Below are 13,937 nucleotides of genomic sequence, written 5' to 3'. Positions count from 1 at the left end.
CCCGTCCTCCTTGACGCTCCTACGACTTGGGCTCCGGGAAGCTGGGCGCCTCCGGGCCCGCGTGCGACCTCTTGGGCACCATCACCCGCCGCTTGAAGACACAGACGAGGGTGCCGTCCTGCTTGTATCCCTTGGTCTCCACGGTCACCACGCCGCGGTCTTCCTTCGACTCCGACTCGCGCTTGTCCAGCACGACCGTCTCGCCGTAAATGGTGTCGCCGTGGAAGGTCGGCGCGGTGTGCCGCAGCGATTCGACCTCGAGGTTGGCGATGGCCTTGCCGGACACGTCGGGCACCGACATGCCCAGCAGGATCGAGTAGATGTAGTTGCCGACCACCACGTTGCGCTTGAAATGCGTCGACGTCTCGGCGTAATGCGCGTCGAGGTGCAGTGGGTGGTGGTTCATGGTCAGCAGGCAGAACAGATGGTCGTCGGACTCGGTGACCGTCTTGCCCGGCCAGTGCCGATAGACGGCACCGATTTCGAACTCCTCGAAGTATCGGCCGAACTGCATCTCGCACTCCTCTGGAACAGCTCTGACAGCTCTGTCATGTGTTTGCGCAGCATGCAGGTCTAGGCCGGGCCGCCGATAGAGGAAGCGGTCAAGTGTGAGGAAAACGCAGTGAGCGGCGGGGCTCTGCCTGGCGCCCGCCGCCCACGCTCTTGTGGTGAGTATCTTGGTACCGCCGCCCACCCCCTCGCAACGCTGCGTATAGAGATGCGCGTCACATCTTGCACGCATTGAGCATGATGACTACACACTGTGACGGAATTCTCACTACTGAGAGTGATTCCGTTAGGCAGTCATGGCCGGCTTCCTCCCCGTTGGAGAAGACGGGCCTCGATAACCCTGGCTATGCCACTGGCGCGCCGGTCGGAACGGCCGGACGGCACCGCCGGAGTTGGCGACGGCGAACCCGGCGGCATCGGTAGATGCCTGACCCGGGCCGCCCGCTCAGAGCAGCGTCAACTGCTCGCCCGCCGCCGGAGTCCGCTTCGGTGCGTCCACGCCCCGCGCCGTGCCCGTGCCGCCCGTGCGCAGCCCGTGCCGGCGCGCCGCCAGCCGGACCCGCGCGGCGACTTCGCGCTGGTAGGGCTGTGGCGCATACGAGCCGTCCCCATACAGCTCCCGGTACCGCGGCCCCAGTTGCGGATGCTCCCGCAGCAGCCAGGTGCGATACCACTCCCGTGCCCCCGGTCGCAGGTGCAGCACGAGCGGCATCACGCTCGCCGCGCCCGCTGCGGCCAGGGCGCCGACCGTGGCGTCGATGGACTCCGGCGTGTCGGTCAGGCCGGGCAGGATCGGGGCCATCAGCACGCCGACCGGGAAGCCGGCGTCGCTCAGCCGGCGGATCGCGTCGATGCGGCGCAGCGGGCTCGGGGTGCCGGGCTCGACCGAGCGCCAGAGGCCCTCGTCGACAAACCCGACCGACATCGACAGGCTCACCGACGTGACCTCGGCGGCCTGGCGCAGCAGGTCGAGGTCGCGGGTGATGAGCGTGCCCTTGGTCAGGATCGAGAACGGGTTGGCGTGGTCGCGCAGCGCGGCGAGGATCTCGCGCATCAGGCCATACCGACCCTCGGCCCGCTGGTAGCAGTCGACGTTGGTGCCCATCGCGAGGTGCGCACCCGTCCAGCCGCGGGCCGACAGCTCCCGGCGCAGCACCTCGCCAGCGTTGACCTTGACCACGATCTGGGTGTCGAAGTCGTGGCCGGCGTCGAGGTCCAGGTAGGTGTGGGTGCGCCGGGCGAAGCAGTTGTGGCTGACCACGCCGTTGGCGATGAAGTCGCCGGTGCCGGTCGTGATGTCATACATCGGCACCTCGACCCGGAGCGGCTCCACGCCGACGACCCGCAGCGCGTCGTCGCCGCGCACCAGTTCGCCGGCCACCGTGTCCGTCCCGGTTGCCGGCCCGAACATCAGCCCGAACCGCACCCGCTCCCGAGTCCCGCCCAGCACCCGGACCCCGCCCGGCCCGGCGCACGGCTCGACGACGACGGCGGCGAAGCCGAGCGCCGTCAGGCACTCCACGAGCCAGTCGACGACCACCTTGTCGACCGCGTTGAAGCGGGGAAGGCCGCCCGCCAGCCCGCCGTCCGCGTCATACAAGCCGGCGACGAACCCCAGCCGCCAGTCCCGCTCCGGCGTCTGCGGCCAGTCGAGCACCGCGCTCGCGGCGCGGACGCTGGCGCCGGCGAACTCGCGCTCGGCCTCCCCCTCGCCGGCCAACGCGTGCAGCCCTCCGCACGCCGCCGCGTATTCGTGGGCGCGCTCCAGCGCCGCCGCCGGCACCGGCGCGACGTGTCCGTCGCCGTTGACGAAGCCGCACAGGTATCCGCGCCGATACGCCGGCGACCGCGTCGGTGCCGCGTTCGGCAGCGCACCGAAGCCGGCGAGGCGGTTGGCGGTGGTCAGATGGGGCCGGCGGCTGCGGCCGTGCCGGGTGCCGGTGATGTGCTTCCAGCCGCGGTCGGTGAGGAACCGGTGCTCGCCCGAGGCCACCAGCGTCGTGCCGTCGGCGAGCGTCACCCGATGGGCTGGCTTGACGGTCGCCCAGTGCGCGAGGACCCGGGTCGTCGTGTATCGCCGCAGCCGTCCGTCCCGCACAGTGCCGACGATCTCGTCGCCGACCCGCAGATCCGCCAGCGGCCTGGTGCTGCCGTCGGCCATCAGGATCTCGGTGTCGCCGGTCAGGCAATACACGCAGGCGTGCGAACAGCCGCGATAGGGATTGAGCGTCCACTCGAACGGCACACGGGACGCGCCGGGCACCCGGTTGATCAGGGACTTGGCCTGAACCTCGTAGAAGGTGACGCCGCGGAACTCGGGCGTGTCGAAAGTCCGGGCCACGGCCCCGGGCAGCGCGAGCGGTAGCACTCGCGGCTGCCCGGGATCACCGGTGGCAGCACCGCCAGTCGCCTTGAGGTTGTCCCATCGCACGAGCTCATTCGAACACGCGTACGAACGGAATTCAAGGAATGCCGATGGTGTACTACCAGGCGTTATGCCTTGACTACGCTGTCGTCCGAGTCGTCCTTGGTGGCCTGGCCCGTCTCGGTCGTCTGCGTCTCGGCGACCTTGGCGCGCACCTCGTCCATGTCGAGGTCCCGCGCCTGCTGGATCAGCGACTCGAGGGCCTGCTGCGGCAGCGCGCCGGGCTCGGAGTACAGCGCCACGCCGTCGCGGACGATCATCAGTGTCGGGATCGACCGGATGTTGAACTCGGCCGCGAGCAGCTGCTCTGCCTCGGTGTCGACCTTGCCGAACGTGATGTCAGGGTTGAGCTCCGACACCCGCTCGTAGACCGGCGCGAAATTCCGGCACGGCGCGCACCAGGAGGCCCAGAAGTCCACCAGGGCGATGCCCTCGCCGCCGATCTTCTCGGCGAAGTTCTCCGCGGTCAGCTCTACGGTTGCCATGCTTTAGCTCCGATCCTTCATGGCGTCGCATCGGGTACGCACTGCCATAACCACAAACCCCTTACCAGCATTCCCAGCCGGTGCCAGGGCTCACCCTCGCGGGCTCACCCCGGCTGCGCGATGATGGATGGGTGCGACGCCCGACCTTCGTGTTCGACGGTGACTGTGCCTTCTGTTCATCATGCGCCCGGTTCATAGAGCATCGCATCAGGCCGGACGCGGATGTCGGGGCCTGGCAGTTCGCCGACCTCGAGGCGCTGGGCCTGACCGAGGAGCAGGTGAGCTCCGCGGTCTGCTACGTGGCGCCGGGCCGCGCCACCGCCGGTCCCGCCGCGATCGCCGACCTGCTGCGCCGCGCCGGCCTGATATGGCGCGCCGCCGGTGCCGTCCTGGGCCTGCGCCCGATCACCGCGCTCGCCTGGCCGGTGTACCGCTGGGTCGCCCGCAATCGCCACCGGATGCCTGGCGGCACGGCCGCGTGCGCCCTTCCGCCCGGCCACCCGGCGCGCGCCGGGTGAACGTGACCGCGAGCGCTGGCGGCCACCGGGTCGCGCCGGGATGAACGCGCCGGGTGGGATCAGCGCAGGCCCAGCCGCTCCATCGCCCGCTTGCGGGCCGGGGACTCGATCCACTCGATCGGCACCGATCGCAACAACCGGCCCAGGACCAGGGTGTTCACCGATGCGATGCGGTCGGCGGCGGGCAGGGCGGGCAGCCCGTACAGCTTGCGCGCCCACGCCGGCAGCAGCCCGATCGCGAGCGCCGACACGGCGAACACGGCGCCGCGCACCGGGGTGAGGCCCAGGCCGTATGGCAGCGGCGGCATGGTCAGGAACAGCCCGGTGGCCGCTGAGTCGACGGTGAGCTCGAGCGACGGGCGCATCTGCGCGTAGTACTTCTCGACGGCCGCCACCGAGTCGGGCACCGTGGCGGGGTCCAGCCCGACGAGGGCGGCGGTGCGGGTCTGCTCGCCGTAATACTCGTCGGCCTCCGCCGGGGTGAGCCGCAGCCCGCCACGCCGCGCGGCGGTCAGGAACGACTCCACTTCGGTGACGTGCACCCAGCGCAGCAGCTCGGGATCGTCGATCCGGAACCGCTCGCCGGTGCGCCGGTCCACGGCGGTCATCCGGGCGTGTATCCGGCGGACCTGGGCGCCGGCCCGCTGCGCCTCCTCGGTCGTGCCGTAGATCACAGTGGTCACGTATGTCGAGGTCCGCGCCAGGCGGCCCCAGGGATCCTGGCGGTATCGGCTGTTCTGCTCCACGCCGGCGACCGCCCGCGGATGCAGCGCCTGCAAGTACAGGCTGCGCAGGCCGCCGACGGAGACGATCGGCTCGCGGTGCACACGCCAGGTGATCGAGTCCGGACCGAACAGGCCGGCGTCCGTCACTGCGTTTCTTCGTCCCGTTTGAGTTGGCAGGCGGGGCACAGGCCCCAGAATGTGACCTCCGCCTCATCCAGGACGAAGCCGTGCGCCTGCGACGGGGTCAGGCAGGGCGCGTCGCCGACCGCGCAGTCGACGTCGGCGATCTCGCCGCAGCCCCGGCAGACGACGTGGTGGTGGTTGTCGCCGACCCGCGACTCGTATCGCGCCGGGCTGCCGGCTGGCTCGATCCGCCTGGCCAGGCCGGCCCGGGACAGGGCACTGAGCACGTCATACACCGCCTGGGTCGAGACCGTGTCCAAGCGCCGGCGCACCCGGGCCACGATCTGCTCGACGTCGAGATGGCCGTGGGAAGTCTCGAGGATCTCCAGCACGGCCAGCCGGGGTCGCGTCACACGCAGACCCCGGGCGCGCAGCAGATCTTCACCCGACACAGCATCAATCAGACCACGCAGCCTGGAACCGTTCAAATGTTTCCAGGCTCTGAACCTGGGATCCTCCGCACGGGTAATCACCCGCGGGGGAGGATCGCAACTGGACGAGGAGGCCCCGTGTTCGACCGTGTCCTTGGCATTCCGGCGCATCCGCTGTATATCCATGCGGCCGTGGTCCTGGTGCCGCTCCTGGTGCTGGCCGCGGTGCTGTACGCGGTCTGGCCCGCGAGCCGCCGGCACATCCGGTGGTCGCTGGTCGTGTTCGCGCTGGCCGCACCGGGCGCGACCTTCTTCGCGAAGGAGTCCGGCGAAGCGTTCAGCGCCCACCGGGCCTTCCAGGCGCCGCAGATGAAGGCCCTGGTCGCCGAGCACGAGGACTACGCCGACATGCTGTTCCGGTTCGTGTTCCTGCTGGCCGTGGTCGCGCTGGTGATGGTGTTCATGATCCCGCCGGCCGCCGGTGGCCGGGTTCGGATCAAGGCCCGGTCCGCGGCCTACTGGGCGGTCGCCGGGCTCGCGGTCGTGCTGTCCGGGGTCTCGATGTACTACTGCTACCGCACCGGCGACAGCGGCGCGCACATGGTCTGGTCGGGCTTCTGAGCCGGCACGCGGATCGGCACTCAGAAGAGGACCCGGCCGCAGAGGATGAGGAGCACGACGACCAGGATCGCGCCGGCGACGAGACCCATGCCCTTCGTCAGGATCGTGGCGGCCTGCTCCTCGCGCTCGACGCGCTCGACGTCCTGGGCCGGCAGCTTGCGCGGCGGGGCCGGGCTCTCCACGACGGGCGGGCGCCAGCCGCGCGGGGGCGGAGTGCTGCGCGGAGCGCCGGCGTAGGGGACGCTCGGCGGGGCGGCGGGCGCGGGAGGGGGCGCCTCGGCACCCTCGGCCGGGCGTCGCCAGTACGCGTCGTCGCTCACGCCGACGACATTACCCATCTCACGCGCGGCCGCGGTCCAGGCGGGCGGAGACCCGCCCGGACCGCCGGTCGGTGTCAGTCCGGGTTAGCCCATCATCAGCTCGCGTAGCTCGGCGAGCGACATGGGGCGGGTGGCGTCGAGGTCCAGATCGTCCAGGCGCTGGGTCTCCTGATCGTCTGCGGGAGCCTCGCCAAGAGGAGCGTCGTACGCCGGTTCGGGGGTGGATTCTGTCATGCCGCCGAGTGTGACGGGTATACCGGGAAGGCGACTGTCGCCATTCGGCCACTTTCCCGCAAACTGCTGCGGGTAGGCTCGCTGCCGTGGCAGGTACGAACGGGTGGGCTCCCACCGATGATCAGCGTGAAGTGAGTTTCGAGGACTTCGCCGACGAGTTGGTCGTGCTCCCGGACCACACGACCGACGACACGGACTCGGGCTGGGGTGAGCGCGCGTCGACCAACGACGACCGCCTGCTCGCCGACCGGCCGCCCCACTGGGACTGACATCACACCAGCAAGCACGAAGCGCCCGGCCCCCGCGGGGGACCGGGCGCTCTGCGTCTGCGACTCAGGCCGCGGAGGACGACGAGGAAGAGGACGAGCTCGAGCTCGACGAGGAGGATGAGCCCGAGGAGGACGAGCCGGACGGGGAGGTGCTCGTCGCCGGCTTCGACTCCGTCTTGGTCTCGCTCTTCGACTCGGACTTGGTCTCGGTCTTGCTCTCCGTCTTGGTCGAGGAGCCCGACTTGGTCGGGGAGCGCGAGTCGTTGCGGTAGAACCCGGAGCCCTTGAACACGACACCCACCGCCGAGAACTGCTTGCGCAGCCGGCCCTGGCACTGCGGGCACACGGTCAGCGGATCGTCGGTGAACGACTGCACAGCTTCCAGCTGGTGTCCGCACTCCGTGCAGGCGTACTGGTAGGTCGGCACCGCTCAGCCTCCATCATTGGCACTCCGATACTTCGAGTGCCAATGTTGCGGCATCGGGCACCCCTTCGTCCAGTGGACGTGCGCGGTGTCATAAGCCTCCAGCGCCCCGCAGACGCGCTGGTCGTGCGCTTCGGCTGGAACATCGGCACGAAATTCACCCGGGTAGAGCAGCACGACCGTGGGGGCCCGCACCCGTCGCAGGACCCGGTCGTAGGAGCCGCCGCCTTGGCCCAGCCGCGTCCCATCATCCGAGACAGCGAGCCCGGGCAGCAGGATGAGGTCCGCCTCGCCGACCGCCTCACGGCCCAGCCGGGGGCCGGTCGGCTCCAGCAGGCCGAAGCGGCCGGGGGCGAAGGGACCGTGGGCGGGATGCTCGGCCCAGTCCAGGTCGTTGTCGTCGAGCAGGACCGGCAGCAGCAGGCGATCGGCCGCCGTGGCCAAGGCGGGGATCAGCTCCGCGCCGCCGGGCTCGAACTCCAGCGGGACGTAGGCGGCGACCGTGCGGGCCGCCGCCCGCCGTGCCAGATCGACGGCTGCGAGGGCCAGGCAACGGTCCGCGGTCGCCCGGACGGGGCCCGGCATGGCCCGGCGCGCGGACCTGATGTGCGCCCTGAGCTCGGATTTTGGGGACACCCCTGACAGCGCCACTCGATTCCTCCTCGACTGTGACAGCATCGCATCCAAACCCGCCAGGTACGGTGCGAGGCAAGAAAGGACGGACGTGACGCTGCGCGCGCGGCTCGCCGCGGCCTTCCTCGCCGTCGTGCTGGGGCCGGTGCTGCTCGGCGCGGTCTTCGTCGGGATCGCCGTCGCCGCCGTGAGTGACCAGCGCGCCACCGAGCGGCTCGACGCCGGCGCCGACAACCTGCGCGCCGCCCTCTCTGTCACTTGCCAGCGGCTACGCCTCGCCGCCGAGACCGTCGCGCTGCTCGGCGACCGGCCCGACGCGGCGCAGACCGCCATCAGCCGGGGCCTGGCCCGCGCGGTCGAGGTAACCCGGGCCGGCGGCGGCGTGCTCACCTCGGCGGGCGAACTGCCGGCCCGTCCGTGGGTCGACTGCGCCGCCTCGACGTACCCGGCGTCCTCGGCGTTCGCGGCGGTCTCGTCCTCCGTCGACGTGCTCGACGCGCGGGGGCAGCGCATCGGCCGGGCGTACGCGGTCGAGCCCGTCGACTCCAGCCTGCTCGGCTGGCTCGCCTCGGCCAGTGGGGTGCGGATCAACTCCCTCGACGCCGGCGCGCAGCCCACGGCTGAGGACTCCGGCATCGTCCAGGCCGCACGGGGGCTCGTGCCCGGTGCGACCGGCGTGACGGACGGCGGCCGGCTGGTGCGCCGCCTCGACCCGCAGCCGGGCCAGCCGCTCACCCTGGCGATCAGCGTGCCCGCGCCCGACACGCAGGGGCTCTACGCGGTGCTCGTGGCGGTCGTCGTCTGTGCGGGCCTGGTCGCGGTCAGCGTCGCCTGGTGGCTGGCCCGGTCGACGACGCAGCCGCTCACCGAGCTCGCGCAGGCCGTTGAGCGGGTCGCCGACGGGGATCTCGGCGCCCGGGCGCCGGTGCGCGGCCGGGACGAGGTCGGCCGGCTCGGGCAGACGTTCAACCGCATGACGCGGGAGACGCAGAGGTACGTCCAGGCGCTCACGACCAGCCGTGACCAGCTGCGCCGCCAGCTCGGCGTGCTGGGTGACACCCTGGCGGGCACCCACGACCTCGACCGCATCCTGCAGGTGATCCTGCAGACCGCCACCGCCGCGACCGGGGCGCGGGCCGGCGTGGTGCTCATGGCGGACCCGGCCGGCACCGAGCTGCGCGGCCAGGTCAGCGAGGGGCTCGCCGGGACGGACGTGACCGAGCTGCGGCTCCAGCCGGGGGAGGGGCTGCTCGGCACGGTCGCCGCCTCCGGCGAGCCGATGCGCGGGCGGGTCGAGCGCGACGGGCCGCTCCTCGCGGCGGCCGAGCCGCGCTGCGTGACCTACGTAGCGGTGCCGATCGCCGCCCCCGCCGCCGGGCCGACCACCGGGCTGGAGGCGCAGCCGGAGCGTCCGCCGGCCGCCCGCGGCGTGCTCGCCCTCTACGACCGGCACGGCTTCGACGAGTTCGACGACGCCGACCTGATCACCCTGCGCACCTTCGCCGGGCAGGCCGCCGTCGCCGTCGACAACGTCCGGGTGCACGAGGAGGCGCAGCGGCTGTCGCTCACCGACCCGCTGACCGGCCTGTCCAACTACCGCTACCTGCGCGAGTCGCTGCGCCGGGAGATCGAGCGGGCCAGCCGGTTCGGCCGCGCACTGGCCGTGCTCGTGCTCGACCTCGACCACTTCAAGGAGGTCAACGACACCCATGGGCACCCGGCCGGCGACGCGGTGCTGGCCGAGGTCGCCCGCCGGCTGCGCGCGGAGATCCGCGAGGTCGACTTCGCGTTCCGGCAGGGCGGGGAGGAGTTCGTGGTGCTGCTGCCCGAGACCGACGCGAGCGGCGCCGCGGTGCTCGCCGAGCGGCTGGGCACGGCCGTGCGGCGCGCCTCGGTCCTCGCGGTGTCGTCGAGCGCCGGCCAGCCGCCGCGCCGGATCCCGATTACGGTATCGATCGGTATCGCGGTATTTCCGCATCACGGAACTACCGGCCAGGCGGTGCTCGAGGCGGCGGACGACGCCCTGTACGCGGCCAAGGCGGGAGGTCGGGACACATATCGGCTGGCGGCCGCCGTGAGCAGCGGGAAGGCGAGCGTCGAGGTGACGCCCGGCGCGCCCAAGGCGGCACAACCACCGCGACAGAGCCGCGGCGGCTAGCCTTTCTACATGCCTGACACGACTCCTCACCAGTCCGCGACGCGTCAGCGGGCTGTCAAAGCCGTGATCCCGGCGGCGGGACTTGCCACCCGCTTCCTCCCGGCGACGAAGGCCGTACCCAAGGAGCTGCTCCCGGTGGTCGACCGGCCGGTGCTGCAATACATCGTCGAGGAGGCTGCCGCCTCCGGCATCCGGGACATCCTCCTGGTGACCGGCCGCGGCAAGACCTCCATGGTCGATCACTTCGACCGCCGCCCCGACCTGGAGGCCCGGCTCGCCGAGAAGGGCGACACCAAGCGCCTTGAGGCGATCAAGCGCCCGTCCGAGCTGGCCGAGATCTACACCTGCCGGCAGGGTGAGCCGCTCGGGCTGGGGCATGCCGTTTCGTACGGCGAGTCGCACGTCGGCAACGAGGCCTTCGCGGTGCTGCTCGGCGACGAGTTCGTCGACGAGGGTGAGCCGCTGCTCCCGGCGATGCTCGACCTGCAGGCGCAGACGGGCGGCATCGTCCTGGCATTCATCGAGGTCGACCCCGAGGAGACCAACCGTTACGGCATCGCCGCCGTCGAACCCTCCGATCACATCGTCGATGCCGGCGAGACGGTGAAGGTCACCGCGCTGGTCGAGAAGCCCAAGCCCGACGAGGCGCCGAGCAACCTCGCCATCGTCGGGCGGTATGTGCTGCCCCCCGAGATCTTCGACGCGATCCGCCGCATCGGCCCCGGCGCCGGCGGGGAGATCCAGCTCACCGACGCGATGGCGCTGCTGCTCGCGGAGGGGACTCCCGTGCACGGCATCGTCTACCGGGGCACCCGATACGACACCGGCATGCCGCTGGGGTATCTGCAGACGGTCGTCCAGCTCGCGGTGAAGCGCGACGACCTCGGCGAGGCATTCAGCCAGTGGCTGACCCAGTTCGTGGAGAAGGAATTGCTCGGGTGACAGCGGTTCCAGCGAAGGGCTCCCTCCCCGACGCGGCGCGCGACGCCGGCGTCGGGTCGACCGCGCGCGTCCCCCTCGCCGACTACCTCGCCGGCGTGCTCCGTGGGCTGCGCCCGTTGCCCCCGCTGGACCTGGAGATCACCGCCGCGCACGGCAACGTGCTCGCCGAGGACGTGGTCGGGCCGGGCCCCGTGCCCGCGTTCGACCACGCCTCGATCGACGGGTACGCCGCGCGCTTCGACGACATCAGCGACGCTCAGCCGGGCCGCCCGGTCCGGCTGAGCGTCGTCGGCGACCTGGTGGCCTCGAGCTGGCGCCCGGTTCGCCTCACTCCCGGCACCTGCTTCTCGGTCGCCGCCGGGGCGCTCATGCCGGTCTCCGCCGACGTCGTCGTGCCGTCCGGCATGACCGACCAGGGGATGGCCGCGGTCGAGGTGTACCACCCGGCCAAGCGCGGCCACGGCGTGCGCCGCGCCGGCGACGAGCTGCCCGCGGGTGCCGTCCTGGCCCGGGCCGGGGCCTACGTCACCCCGCCGCTGGTCTCGGTGCTCGCCGCCAGCGGCATCGGCCACGTCGTGGTCCGCCCCAGTCCGCGCGTCGTGGTCATCGCCACCGGGGACGAGCTCGTCGACGTCGGCCGGGCCAGCCAGCCGGGCCAGGTCGTCGACGCCAACTCCCACGCCCTCACCGCCGCGGCGGCCGAGGCGGGCGCCCACGCGTATCGCGTCGGCATCTGCGACGACGACCCCGAGGGCCTGCGCGGCCTGCTCGACGACCAGATGCTGCGCGCCGACCTGATCATCACCACCGGAGGGACCGGCACCGGCCCCGGCGACATGGTCCGCCGCATCCTCTCGCGCACGGTCGTGTTCTCCGATCTTTCGGTGTATCCGTGCTCGTCCCTCGGCTACGGCAACTACGGCGGCCCCAACGGCGTGCCGATCGTCTGCCTGCCCGGGGACCCCGGCGCCGCGCTCATCGGCTTCGAGGTCCTCGCCCGCCCGGTCATCCAGCTGCTCGCCGGCGCCGACCCGGTCTTCCGCCCGAGCGTGCGCGCCCACCTGCTGGAAACCGTCAGCTCGCCGTCCGGGATGCGCGAGTTCCGGCCCGCGTACATCACGGAGCGCCGCGGTGGCGGGTACACTGTCGCTCCGCTGGCCGGTGGTCCGTACACCCTCTCCGGTCTTGCCGACGCCAACGGCCTGATGGTGCTGGGCGAGAAGGTCATCAGCGCGGCCGCAGGCTCCACCGTGGACGTCATACTCTTGGATAGGCGGCGATGAGTCAGCCGGGGTGGCCCGCAGTCCTCTCCGACGGTCCGGTCATGTTGCGGCCGTATCGTCGCTCAGACGCGCGCGCCTGGTCCGAGGTGCGCCGGGCCAACGAGCAGTGGCTCGGCAAGTGGGAGCCGACCCCCTACGGCACCTGGTATGAGCTCAACTCCGTGGCCGCCTTCCGCGCCGTGCACGCCGACCTGCGCCGCGCCGCCCGGCACGGAACCGCGATGCCTTTCGCGGTCTGTTACGCCGACCAGCTCGTCGGGCAGCTCACGCTGGGCAATATCGTGCGGCGGGCGTTCTGCTCCGGGTACGCCGGATATTGGGTCGACTCCCGCTTCGCCGGCAAGGGCATCATTCCCACGGCCCTCGCGCTGGTGGTCGACCACGCGTTCAGCGTCGGCGGGCTGCACCGGATCGAGGTGAACATCCGCCCCGACAACCTGGCGAGCCGCCGGGTCGTCGAGAAGCTGGGGTTCCGCCAGGAGGCCTACCATCACCGGTATCTCCACATCGACGGCGACTGGCGCGACCACCTCGGCTACGCCATGACCACCGAGGACCTGGCGAACGAGCGCGGCCTTCTGGAACGCTGGCACAAGTCCTCAGCCAACGCCTGACCCGGCCGCGTTCGCCCATCTGTCGATCTCTCCGGCATTTCGGTTCTGCCCGAGCTCGCGCGAACGGGCGTTTCGTCCTGCGTGTTGACGTGGTAAAACGCGCCACGCGACGTATGGTCATGAGTCGGAGTTACCTCGTTGTAACTTCGACAACTTTGAATGACTTGCGCGCCCGGCGGACCGGCGCGAGAGGCTGGATTAGGAGGGGTGAGGGTGCCGACCTCGGTGCTCCTCGCCGTCCTCGCCGCTGCTGGGCTCCTCGCCCTGGCGCCCGCACTGGTGCGCCGATACGACGCTACAGAGCGGCTGGTGGCGGAGCGGGCGTTGTCGACCGCGCGGGTGCTGTCCCGCGCGGACCGGCGCCGCCGCACCGTGCCCGGCCGCCGTCCGGTCAACCCGCCCCGCCTGCTGGTGCCGCGGGTGTCCTCCGCCTCCGGCCCGCTGCCGCCGCCGCGCCGCTCCCTGGCTCCCGTGCCGCCGTCGGCCCGCCGCCGGGTCCACCGCGCCCCGCGCGCGATGTACCGGCGCCGCCGGGTGCTGCTCGCGCTGGTCCTGCTCAACACGGTCGAGGTGTGCGGCATCGCGCTCGTCAGCCCCGGCTTCTGGGTGGGCTTCGCCGTCACCGGCCTGCTCCTCGTCGCCTACCTCGCCCACCTGCGCAACCGCGCCCTGGCCGACCGCCGGCGCCGCCGCGACGAGGCGCGGTACGCGGCATGGATCGCCCGCCGCCAGGCCCAGGTCCGCCGGGAGCAGCTCCGCCGCGCCGCCGCCCGCCGCGAGGCTCTGTCCCGCCAGCTGGCCGAACGCGACCGAGCCCGCCGCGAGGCGGCCCGGCTTTCGGCCCTGCGTGGACGCCCGTACGACACGCGAGCGTCGGGTCAGTGATCTGATTCGCGCACCCGACAGGCGACCTGTTACTCTTAGCGCCGGTCCGCTTCGGCAGACCGGTTGGGGTTGTGGCGCAGTCTGGTAGCGCACCTCGTTCGCATCGAGGGGGTCAGGGGTTCGAGTCCCCTCAACTCCACCAACAAACCAGCAGGTCAAGGCCGATTCCCACGCAGGGATCGGCCCTTTCTGTTGCCCAGATCGTCCCCCTGGGAGAAATTGGGGAGATGATCTTGGTCGAGCCCCGGTGACCGGATCATTCCGGCTTGGGCAGTAGCCGGTCGAGCACCGCCACCGGGGAGCCTTCGCTCAGCTCCCCTGCGCATCTCCGGGTGGC

17 protein-coding genes and 1 tRNA gene are annotated in these 13,937 nt (G+C 71.6%); 9 read left to right on the top strand and 9 right to left on the bottom strand.

What is annotated here, in order from left to right:
• Positions 1 to 19: 19 nt before the first annotated feature.
• The 3 genes from AB0367_RS13195 to AB0367_RS13185 all read right to left on the bottom strand — a co-directional run bounded on the left by AB0367_RS13195 (position 20) and on the right by AB0367_RS13185 (position 3,420).
• The gene (locus tag AB0367_RS13195; protein WP_366226506.1) at positions 20 to 514 is read right to left on the bottom strand and encodes a MaoC family dehydratase; all 495 of its coding nucleotides are present in this window, start codon (positions 512 to 514) and stop codon (positions 20 to 22) included.
• A 441-nt stretch (positions 515 to 955) separates the two neighbouring features.
• Entirely contained in the window at positions 956 to 2,941 is a 1,986-nt protein-coding gene (locus tag AB0367_RS13190; protein WP_366226505.1) for an intein-containing Rv2578c family radical SAM protein, read from the bottom strand.
• A 62-nt stretch (positions 2,942 to 3,003) separates the two neighbouring features.
• Positions 3,004 to 3,420 carry a thioredoxin domain-containing protein gene (locus AB0367_RS13185; protein ID WP_366226504.1) on the bottom strand — a complete coding sequence of 139 codons (417 nt, stop codon included), beginning with the start codon at positions 3,418 to 3,420 and terminating at the stop codon, positions 3,004 to 3,006.
• A 131-nt stretch (positions 3,421 to 3,551) separates the two neighbouring features.
• Here AB0367_RS13185 and AB0367_RS13180 point away from each other — a divergent pair, with 131 nt between their 5' ends.
• Complete coding sequence (locus AB0367_RS13180) at positions 3,552 to 3,938, top strand: DCC1-like thiol-disulfide oxidoreductase family protein (RefSeq protein ID WP_366226503.1); 387 nt, start codon at positions 3,552 to 3,554, stop codon at positions 3,936 to 3,938.
• A gap of 59 nt (positions 3,939 to 3,997) precedes the next feature.
• On the opposite strand, the gene AB0367_RS13175 is transcribed toward AB0367_RS13180, so the two are convergent.
• Positions 3,998 to 4,810, bottom strand: coding sequence for an oxygenase MpaB family protein (locus AB0367_RS13175; RefSeq protein WP_366226502.1), 813 nt, complete (start codon positions 4,808 to 4,810; stop codon positions 3,998 to 4,000).
• Complete coding sequence (locus AB0367_RS13170) at positions 4,807 to 5,238, bottom strand: Fur family transcriptional regulator (RefSeq protein WP_366226501.1); 432 nt, start codon at positions 5,236 to 5,238, stop codon at positions 4,807 to 4,809. Before AB0367_RS13170 ends, AB0367_RS13175 begins: the two co-directional genes overlap by 4 nt.
• 117 nt (positions 5,239 to 5,355) lie before the next feature.
• Here AB0367_RS13170 and AB0367_RS13165 point away from each other — a divergent pair, with 117 nt between their 5' ends.
• Positions 5,356 to 5,838 (top strand): hypothetical protein, encoded by a 483-nt coding sequence (locus AB0367_RS13165; protein ID WP_366226500.1) that lies wholly within the window; start codon positions 5,356 to 5,358, stop codon positions 5,836 to 5,838.
• Positions 5,839 to 5,858: 20 nt separating this feature from the next.
• On the opposite strand, the gene AB0367_RS13160 is transcribed toward AB0367_RS13165, so the two are convergent.
• Complete coding sequence (locus AB0367_RS13160) at positions 5,859 to 6,158, bottom strand: translation initiation factor 2 (protein ID WP_366226499.1); 300 nt, start codon at positions 6,156 to 6,158, stop codon at positions 5,859 to 5,861.
• 84 nt (positions 6,159 to 6,242) lie between these two features.
• Positions 6,243 to 6,392, bottom strand: coding sequence for a hypothetical protein (locus tag AB0367_RS13155; protein ID WP_366226498.1), 150 nt, complete (start codon positions 6,390 to 6,392; stop codon positions 6,243 to 6,245).
• 131 nt (positions 6,393 to 6,523) lie between these two features.
• Between AB0367_RS13155 and AB0367_RS13150 the strand changes: the two genes are divergently transcribed.
• A complete protein-coding gene (locus tag AB0367_RS13150) occupies positions 6,524 to 6,661 on the top strand; it encodes a hypothetical protein (protein ID WP_366226497.1) in 138 nt (45 codons plus the stop codon).
• 64 nt (positions 6,662 to 6,725) lie between these two features.
• Here the strand turns inward: AB0367_RS13150 and AB0367_RS13145 are convergent, their stop codons facing one another.
• Complete coding sequence (locus AB0367_RS13145; RefSeq protein WP_366226496.1) at positions 6,726 to 7,088, bottom strand: FmdB family zinc ribbon protein; 363 nt, start codon at positions 7,086 to 7,088, stop codon at positions 6,726 to 6,728.
• 3 nt (positions 7,089 to 7,091) lie between these two features.
• A complete protein-coding gene (locus tag AB0367_RS13140; RefSeq protein WP_366226495.1) occupies positions 7,092 to 7,736 on the bottom strand; it encodes a 5-formyltetrahydrofolate cyclo-ligase in 645 nt (214 codons plus the stop codon).
• Positions 7,737 to 7,809: 73 nt separating this feature from the next.
• On the opposite strand from AB0367_RS13140, the gene AB0367_RS13135 reads away from it, so the two are divergent.
• The 6 genes from AB0367_RS13135 to AB0367_RS13110 all read left to right on the top strand — a co-directional run bounded on the left by AB0367_RS13135 (position 7,810) and on the right by AB0367_RS13110 (position 13,742).
• Positions 7,810 to 9,876 carry a diguanylate cyclase gene (locus AB0367_RS13135; RefSeq protein ID WP_366226494.1) on the top strand — a complete coding sequence of 689 codons (2,067 nt, stop codon included), beginning with the start codon at positions 7,810 to 7,812 and terminating at the stop codon, positions 9,874 to 9,876.
• Between the two features lie 9 nt (positions 9,877 to 9,885).
• Positions 9,886 to 10,818 carry a UTP--glucose-1-phosphate uridylyltransferase gene (locus AB0367_RS13130; RefSeq protein WP_366226493.1) on the top strand — a complete coding sequence of 311 codons (933 nt, stop codon included), beginning with the start codon at positions 9,886 to 9,888 and terminating at the stop codon, positions 10,816 to 10,818.
• The gene (glp, locus tag AB0367_RS13125; RefSeq protein WP_366226492.1) at positions 10,815 to 12,101 is read left to right on the top strand and encodes a gephyrin-like molybdotransferase Glp; all 1,287 of its coding nucleotides are present in this window, start codon (positions 10,815 to 10,817) and stop codon (positions 12,099 to 12,101) included. Before AB0367_RS13130 ends, glp begins: the two co-directional genes overlap by 4 nt.
• Positions 12,098 to 12,715, top strand: coding sequence for a GNAT family protein (locus tag AB0367_RS13120; protein ID WP_366226491.1), 618 nt, complete (start codon positions 12,098 to 12,100; stop codon positions 12,713 to 12,715). Before glp ends, AB0367_RS13120 begins: the two co-directional genes overlap by 4 nt.
• Before the next feature lie 207 nt (positions 12,716 to 12,922).
• On the top strand, positions 12,923 to 13,600 hold the full coding sequence (locus AB0367_RS13115; RefSeq protein WP_366226490.1) for a hypothetical protein: 678 nt from the start codon (positions 12,923 to 12,925) through the stop codon (positions 13,598 to 13,600).
• A 65-nt stretch (positions 13,601 to 13,665) separates the two neighbouring features.
• Positions 13,666 to 13,742: transfer RNA gene (locus AB0367_RS13110), tRNA-Ala, on the top strand.
• Positions 13,743 to 13,937: the final 195 nt, after the last annotated feature.

It is taken from the genome of Dactylosporangium sp. NPDC051484 (genome assembly GCF_040689395.1).
In the GTDB taxonomy this organism is placed as follows: domain Bacteria; phylum Actinomycetota; class Actinomycetes; order Mycobacteriales; family Micromonosporaceae; genus Dactylosporangium.
Note: the sequence above shows the minus strand (reverse complement) of the source record. Positions and strands in the feature narration are given on the sequence as shown.